This is a genomic window from Lentzea sp. NPDC058436 (genome assembly GCF_042721515.1).
In the GTDB taxonomy this organism is placed as follows: domain Bacteria; phylum Actinomycetota; class Actinomycetes; order Mycobacteriales; family Pseudonocardiaceae; genus Lentzea.
The window spans coordinates 84,297-90,706 of sequence record NZ_JBHXLF010000027.1; the positions used below are offsets into that span (position 1 = coordinate 84,297).

Consider the following 6,410-nt stretch of genomic DNA (forward strand, 5'->3'; position numbering starts at 1 on the left):
CATGGCCATCGTCCTGGGCCCCAACCAGTACGGGAAGGCGGAGAACCGCCTCGTCACGGTGTCGCGCAACGGTTCCGTGCACACGATCAAAGACCTGACCGTCAGCACCTCGCTGCGCGGAGACCTCGCCGACACTCACCTCACCGGCGACAACGCCAAGGTGCTCGCGACCGACACGCAGAAGAACACCGTCTACGCGTTCGCCAAGCAGGCGCCGGTCGGGGAGATCGAGGACTTCGCGCTGCGCCTCGGCCGCCACTTCGTGGGCTCGCAGGAGCCGATCACGGGCGCCCGGATCCTGATCGACGAGCACGCGTGGGAGCGCATCGACGGCCACGACCACGCGTTCGCGCAGGGGTCGAACGAGAAGCGCACCACCGCCGTGACGGTCGAGGGGTCCCAGGCGTGGGTCGTGTCAGGCGTACGTGACCTCGTGGTGCTGAAGTCGACCGGGTCGGAGTTCCACGGCTACCCCAAGGACCCGTACACGACGTTGAAGGAGACGAACGACCGCATCCTCGCGACGTCGGTGACGGCCCGCTGGCGCTACGCCGGCACGGACGTCGACTGGGCGAAGTCGTTCGCGGAGATCCGGTCGATCATGCTGAAGACGTTCGCGGACAAGCACTCCCTGTCGTTGCAGCAGACGCTGTACGCGATGGGCGAGGCCGTGCTGAACGCCCGTTCCGAGGTCGCCGAGGTGCGGCTCTCCATGCCGAACAAGCACCACTTCCTGGTGGACCTGAGCGCGTTCGGCCTGGAGAACGACAACGAGGTGTTCTACGCCGCGGACCGCCCGTACGGGCTCATCGAGGGCTCGATCCTCCGGGACGACGCACCGGACGCGGGGCTTGCCTGGAGTACTTTGCCAGCCTTCTGAACACGACCGGGTTGAACAGGCTCGCCGGTGAGGCGACCATGTGCGCGACCCGGACGAAGCGCCGGAACAGGTCGGGGTCGTGCACGATCCCGGCCTGCCACTTCTTGAGGTACCAGCCCAGCACCCCGCCGGACTTGTCCTCGACCCAGCTGCGGTCGGCGTTGCTCGACATCGCCCACGAACCGTTCGCGGTCTTCGCCACCTTCCGCTGGAACGAGCGGCAGCCCTTGGCGCTGAAGTCGTTGTGGCGCCGGAACAACAACGCCTCCATCGCCGCCACGGTGATGCCCTGCCCGTAGACGGGGTTGAAGGCGCACACCGCGTCCCCCACCGCGACCAGCCCGCCCGGCCAGTTGCCGGTGGCCTCGAAGGCGTTGCGGCGACTGGCCGTGCGGGCGAACAGGTAGACGGGCGTGAGCGGTTCGGCGTCCGCGAGCATCTTCGAGATCGGCACCCGCAACGAGTCCAGGAACTCCTGGTACCCGTCGAGGTCGCGCGGCGGGTGGTCACCGGCGGCACCCTGCGCGGTGACCATCAGCCGGTCGCCCTCCACGCGCATCGCGGCGATGCCCCTCGGAACGTTCGGCGCGGACAGGCTTTCCGCGTACACCACGGGAAAGTCGGCCGGCGCGGTGTAGATCCGCGTCGCGTACCCGGTGCGCGAGTCCACCACCTCGGGCTCCGGCACGGTGATCCCGGCCTCCGCGAGCCAGGCCGGCAGCTTCGACGACCGGCCGGACGCGTCCACCACCAGGTCCGCGTCGATCCTGCCGTGGTCCCGCGTGAGCACACCGTCGACCCGGCCGTCGCGCAACGACAGCCCGGTGACGTGGACACCGGTTCTGATCTCGGCCGTCACCCGCCGCCGGACGCGGGTCTCCAGCAGTGGACGGCTCAGCGACAGCAGCGGCAGGCCCGTGGGCGTGCAGGCCAGCCAGCCCTGCGGGTTGAGGATCCGCATCTCACCGGCGTCGGCGAGCGCCGCACCGGCCTCGACGAGTTCGGCGCGCAGGCCGGGGAACAGCTCCTCCAGCAGCTCGCCACCTTTGACCAGCAACCCGTGCACGTGCCTGCCCTGCGGCACACCCGCGCGCGGCTCGGCCTCGTCGGTCAGCTCGTCCCGTTCCAGCACGACGACCTCGTGGGACTCGCCCAGCACGCGCGCCGCCAGCAAGCCGGCGATTCCCCCACCCATCACCACGGCCCTCATGAGGCCATTCAACCAGCCGCGGCGATCAGTGGTTCTCCTTCGTGCGCAACGACATCTGCTGGTCGCGCCACGAGTGGAACAGGTCGGCCTCGCTGTACCAGCCGACGCTCGCCGGCCGCAGGCCCGTGACCATGAACTCGATCAGCAGGCGCCGGTACAGGTCGAGCGGAACGCCTACACCGGGCGGGAAGTCCGTGTACTTCTCGTTGACGTACGGCGCTTCCGGCGACCCCTTGGGCCAGCCCATGAAGACGTCGTCGACGTAGTACATGTAGCCCCACGCGCCGCGCACGGCGAGCACGACGTTGTGGTCCGGCTCCCCCTCGGGGGTGAGGTCGCGGCCGAAGTGGTCGAGCGACCCGTCGTTGCACTCGGGCCTGCCGAGCAGCCGGATCACCGTGTCGACATCCGCCTCGCACGCCACGACCTGGTACTTGTGCTCCGCGGAGTCGAGGTCGGGTAGGCCGGTCCAGAGGCCGGCTCGCATGCTCATGCGGGCCACCCTGCACCCATTGCCGGGAACATTCGACAACCATGGACAGAACCACACGAACGGGTGAGGACTCGGTCAGCTCGATCGGGTTACAAGCCCCCGCAGTGCTGACTCGTCCAGTCCCGTCGCGGCCTGCACTTCCACCGGATCGAGCGCACCGCAGTCCACCGCGCGGAGAAAGAACGCGGAGAGTGCCTGGGCGGTGGCCGGTTCGTCCAGCACGCCTCCCGAGATGTGCTGCACGTACGACTTCAGCCGTGCCGCGTCGGCCTCCAGGCCTTCGCGGTAGAAGGCGTAGACGGCGGCGTACCGCGTCACCAGCTGTGCCGGGTGGAGGTCCCAGCCCTGGTAGAAGCCGTGCTCCAGCGAACGCCGCGTCAGCCGGTAGTGCGTGTCCCAGCCGAGTTCCTTCTGGTCTCCGACGGGCAGCACGTTGGTCGAGCCGTCGGACAGCCGCACGCCCGTGCCGGCCGCGGACACCTGCATGACGTGCCGGGCGAAGTCGCACGCGCCGTGGGCGAGGTGCTGCTGCGCCGCGGACAGCCCGCAGTCCGCCGTGTAGTCGTAGGTGCCGAAGTGCAGACCCGTGACACGACCGCGGCCCGCCTCGATGAAGCGCGGGATCGCGAGCCGGCCCTGACCGTCCACAACGGACCGGGTGGTCTCGACCTGGATCTCGAACCTCAGGTCCTTGCCGAAGAGGTCGAGCACCTCGCCGAAGACCTCGACCTGCTCGACCGACGTCACCTTGGGGAACGTGATCACGAAGCCCGGCGGCACCTCACCCAGTGCCGTCAGGAAGATGTCCAGCGTGCGCAGGCCACGCTCGCGCAGTTCGGCGTTGTCGAACGACTTGATCCGCAGCCCGATCGACGGCGGCGCGCTGCCGTCGTCGATCCACCGCGACAGCAGGATCGCCGTGCTCTCGGCGTCCATGTCCTCGACGTCGTCCTCGGGCGCGCCGTAGCCGTCCTCGAAGTCGATCCGCAGGTCCTCGACCGGCTCCCGGCGGAGCTTCGCCTCGACCCGTTCCAGCACGCCGTCCGGCAGCGGCGGGAGCAGGTCCGGTTCGATCGACTCCAGAGCCTCGCGCCCCCAGTCGGCGATCGTGGACCCGATGATGCGCCCGGCGGGCACGTAGCACGTGTGCACGGGCTGACGGCCCACCGGAAAGCTGCGTTCCACATCGGACAGACGCGCGGTCACCCGCGCGACGTCCTCAGGGGACAGCGAAGTCTCGTACATCAGATGCGCTCGTAGGCGGGCAGTGTCAGGAAGTCCACGAAGTCCTCGGACAACGCGACCTGCTCGAACAGCTCCACGGCGGCCGCGACGTGCGGGCCCTCCAGCCCGGCACCGACCCTGCCGAGGACCTCGCGCACCGCGTCCGGCGTGACCTGCGTGCCGTCGTCGAGCACGACCTTGTTGTTGATCCACTGCCAGATCTGCGACCTGCTGATCTCCGCGGTGGCCGCGTCCTCCATCAGGTTGTGGATCGCCGCCGCGCCGTTGCCGCCCAGCCAGGACGCGATGTACCGCACGCCGACGTCGACGGCGCCTTCGAGCCCGGCCCGCGTCGCCGCGCCGCCCGCCGACTTGAAGTCGAGCAGCTGCCCGGCCGTGACGCTGACCTCGGGCCGCTGCTTGTCGATCTGGTTGGGCCTGCCGCCCAGCACCCCGTCGAAGATCTCCCGGCAAATCGGCACGAGATCAGGATGCGCCACCCACGAGCCGTCGAAACCATCGGTCGCCTCGCGCGTCTTGTCCTCGCGGACCTTGCGCAGCGCGTTCTCGGTGACCTCGGGATCACGCCGGTTGGGGATGAACGCGGCCATGCCACCCATGGCGAACGCCCCGCGCTTGTGGCACGTCTTCACCAGAAGCTCGGTGTACGCGCGCATGAACGGCGCCGTCATCGTCACGCTGTTGCGGTCCGGCAGCACGTAGTCCGCACCCGCGTCCCGGAAGTACTTGATGACGCTGAAGAGGTAGTCCCACCGTCCGGCGTTGAGCCCCGACGCGTGGTCACGCAGTTCGTAGAGGATCTCCTCCATCTCGAACGCGGCGGGAATCGTCTCGATGAGCACAGTCGCCCGGATCGTCCCGTGCGGAACACCCTTGAGCTTCTGCGCCGTCGTGAAGACGTCGTTCCACAGCCGCGCTTCGAGGTGCGACTCCATCTTCGGCAGGTAGTAGTACGGCTTGCCGAGCTCGGCGTTGTGGAAGAAGTGCAGCCCGAAGTCCACCAGAGCACCCACGGCGTTCTTGCCGCCGAACTGGAGGTTGCGCTCGTCGAGGTGCCACCCGCGCGGCCGCACCACGATCGTCGGGTAAGGCCCGCCCTTGAGCTTGTACTCCTTGCCCTCGGGCGAGGTGAACTCGATCGTCTCGCGCGCCGCCTCGTACAGGTTCACCTGGCCCTGCACGACGTTGTCCCAGTGCGGCGTGTTCGCGTCCTCAAGGTCCGCGAGCCACACCTTGGCCCCGGAGTTGAGCGCGTTGATCGTCATCTTCCGCTCGGTGGGCCCGGTGATCTCAACGCGCCGGTCCCGCAGCGCCTCGGGAGCAGAAGCCACCTGCCACTCCCCGTCACGCACGCCCTGCGTCTCGGCCAGGAACCCGAGAGGCCGCCGCTCCTTCCGAAGAGCGAGCAACTCGTCCCTGCGCGCGGCATGCGCCTCATGCAGCTTCGCGACGAACTCAAGAGCCTCTTCGGTCAGGACCTGCACCTGGATCCACCTCTCTCGGTTTTGCTGTGTGGACTATAGTTTTTGCATTGCGGAACTGCAACGGGAGGAGCCGCACGTGTCCACAGGTGGCGTGCAGTCCCTGCAAAGAGCGTTCGACCTGCTAGAACGCCTGGCAGACGCAGGCGGCGAGGCATCACTGTCAGAGCTGGCGACCACGTCCGGCCTGCCCCTGCCCACGATCCACCGCCTCATCCGCACCCTTGTCACGCTGGGCTATGTGCGCCAGAACAGCAACCGCCGCTACACCCTCGGCTCGCGCCTGATCCGCCTCGGCGAGACCGCCTCACGCCAATACGGCACCTGGGCCCGCCCCCTGCTCTCGCAGCTGGTCGACTCGGTGGAGGAGACGGCAAACCTGGCCGTCCTGGACGGCGACGAGGTCGTCTACGTGGCGCAGGTGCCCTCAAAGCACTCGATGCGCATGTTCACAGAGGTGGGCCGCCGCCTGCTGCCGCACGGCACCGGCGTAGGCAAGGCGATGCTCTCGCAACTCTCCCGCGCCGACGTACGCGCACTCCTGGACCGCACAGGCCTACCCGCGTACACGTCGAACACGATCACAGATGCGTCCGAACTGCTCGACTCGCTGGACGAGATCTCGGAGCGCGGCTACGCGCTGGACGAGTCCGAACAGGAACTCGGCGTGCGCTGCATCGCGGTGCCGGTGGTGGGCGGCCCGACGCTGGCGGCGGTGTCGGTGTCGGGTCCGGAGGGCAGGCTCACGAAGGACGCGGTGAACCGCATCCTGCCGGAGGTGCTGGCGGTGGCGAAGAGGCTGGCGGACCAGGCCGCAACGGCCTGAGGCGGGCAGGCCGAGGTGGGCAGGCAGGCAGAGGCGAGCGCACCGAGGCGGGCGGGCTGAGATGGGCAGGCCGAGGTGAGCGCGCCGAGGTGAGGATGCGATGCCGCAGGCGAGCCGCATGACAGGTGCGATGCCGCAGGCGAGCCGGACGATTGCCGCGATGCCGCAGGCGAGCCGTCCTTACCAAGAAGAACCGGCGGTGGGGTCCCATCACGAGTCGCGCCATAGCACTTGCTGCACCTGAAGAGGGGTGTCAAGCGGACACGCTTTTCGTC

The 6,410-nt window shown here is 68.6% G+C and carries 6 protein-coding genes; 2 read left to right on the forward strand and 4 right to left on the reverse strand.

Annotated features, from left to right (window positions below; translation table 11 throughout):
• Nucleotide 1 precedes the first annotated feature (1 nt).
• Complete coding sequence (gene pucL / locus ACFWN2_RS42370) at nucleotides 2–880, forward strand: factor-independent urate hydroxylase (RefSeq protein ID WP_382436291.1); 879 nt, start codon at nucleotides 2–4, stop codon at nucleotides 878–880.
• On the opposite strand, the gene ACFWN2_RS42375 is transcribed toward pucL, so the two are convergent.
• From ACFWN2_RS42375 to aceB, 4 genes are all read right to left on the reverse strand, one after another.
• Nucleotides 807–2,090, reverse strand: coding sequence for an NAD(P)/FAD-dependent oxidoreductase (locus ACFWN2_RS42375; protein ID WP_382436292.1), 1,284 nt, complete (start codon nucleotides 2,088–2,090; stop codon nucleotides 807–809). The genes pucL and ACFWN2_RS42375 overlap by 74 nt on opposite strands.
• 25 nt (nucleotides 2,091–2,115) lie before the next feature.
• A complete protein-coding gene (locus ACFWN2_RS42380; protein ID WP_382436294.1) occupies nucleotides 2,116–2,583 on the reverse strand; it encodes an Imm1 family immunity protein in 468 nt (155 codons plus the stop codon).
• A 75-nt stretch (nucleotides 2,584–2,658) separates the two neighbouring features.
• The gene (locus ACFWN2_RS42385) at nucleotides 2,659–3,828 is read right to left on the reverse strand and encodes a DUF6986 family protein (protein WP_382436295.1); all 1,170 of its coding nucleotides are present in this window, start codon (nucleotides 3,826–3,828) and stop codon (nucleotides 2,659–2,661) included.
• Nucleotides 3,828–5,312 carry a malate synthase A gene (gene aceB / locus ACFWN2_RS42390; RefSeq protein ID WP_382436296.1) on the reverse strand — a complete coding sequence of 495 codons (1,485 nt, stop codon included), beginning with the start codon at nucleotides 5,310–5,312 and terminating at the stop codon, nucleotides 3,828–3,830. The genes ACFWN2_RS42385 and aceB overlap by 1 nt, the downstream gene beginning before the upstream one ends.
• Nucleotides 5,313–5,388: 76 nt before the next feature.
• Between aceB and ACFWN2_RS42395 the strand changes: the two genes are divergently transcribed.
• Nucleotides 5,389–6,135, forward strand: a complete 747-nt coding sequence (locus tag ACFWN2_RS42395; RefSeq protein WP_382436297.1) for an IclR family transcriptional regulator — start codon at nucleotides 5,389–5,391, stop codon at nucleotides 6,133–6,135.
• The last annotated feature ends 275 nt before the right edge of the window (nucleotides 6,136–6,410 follow it).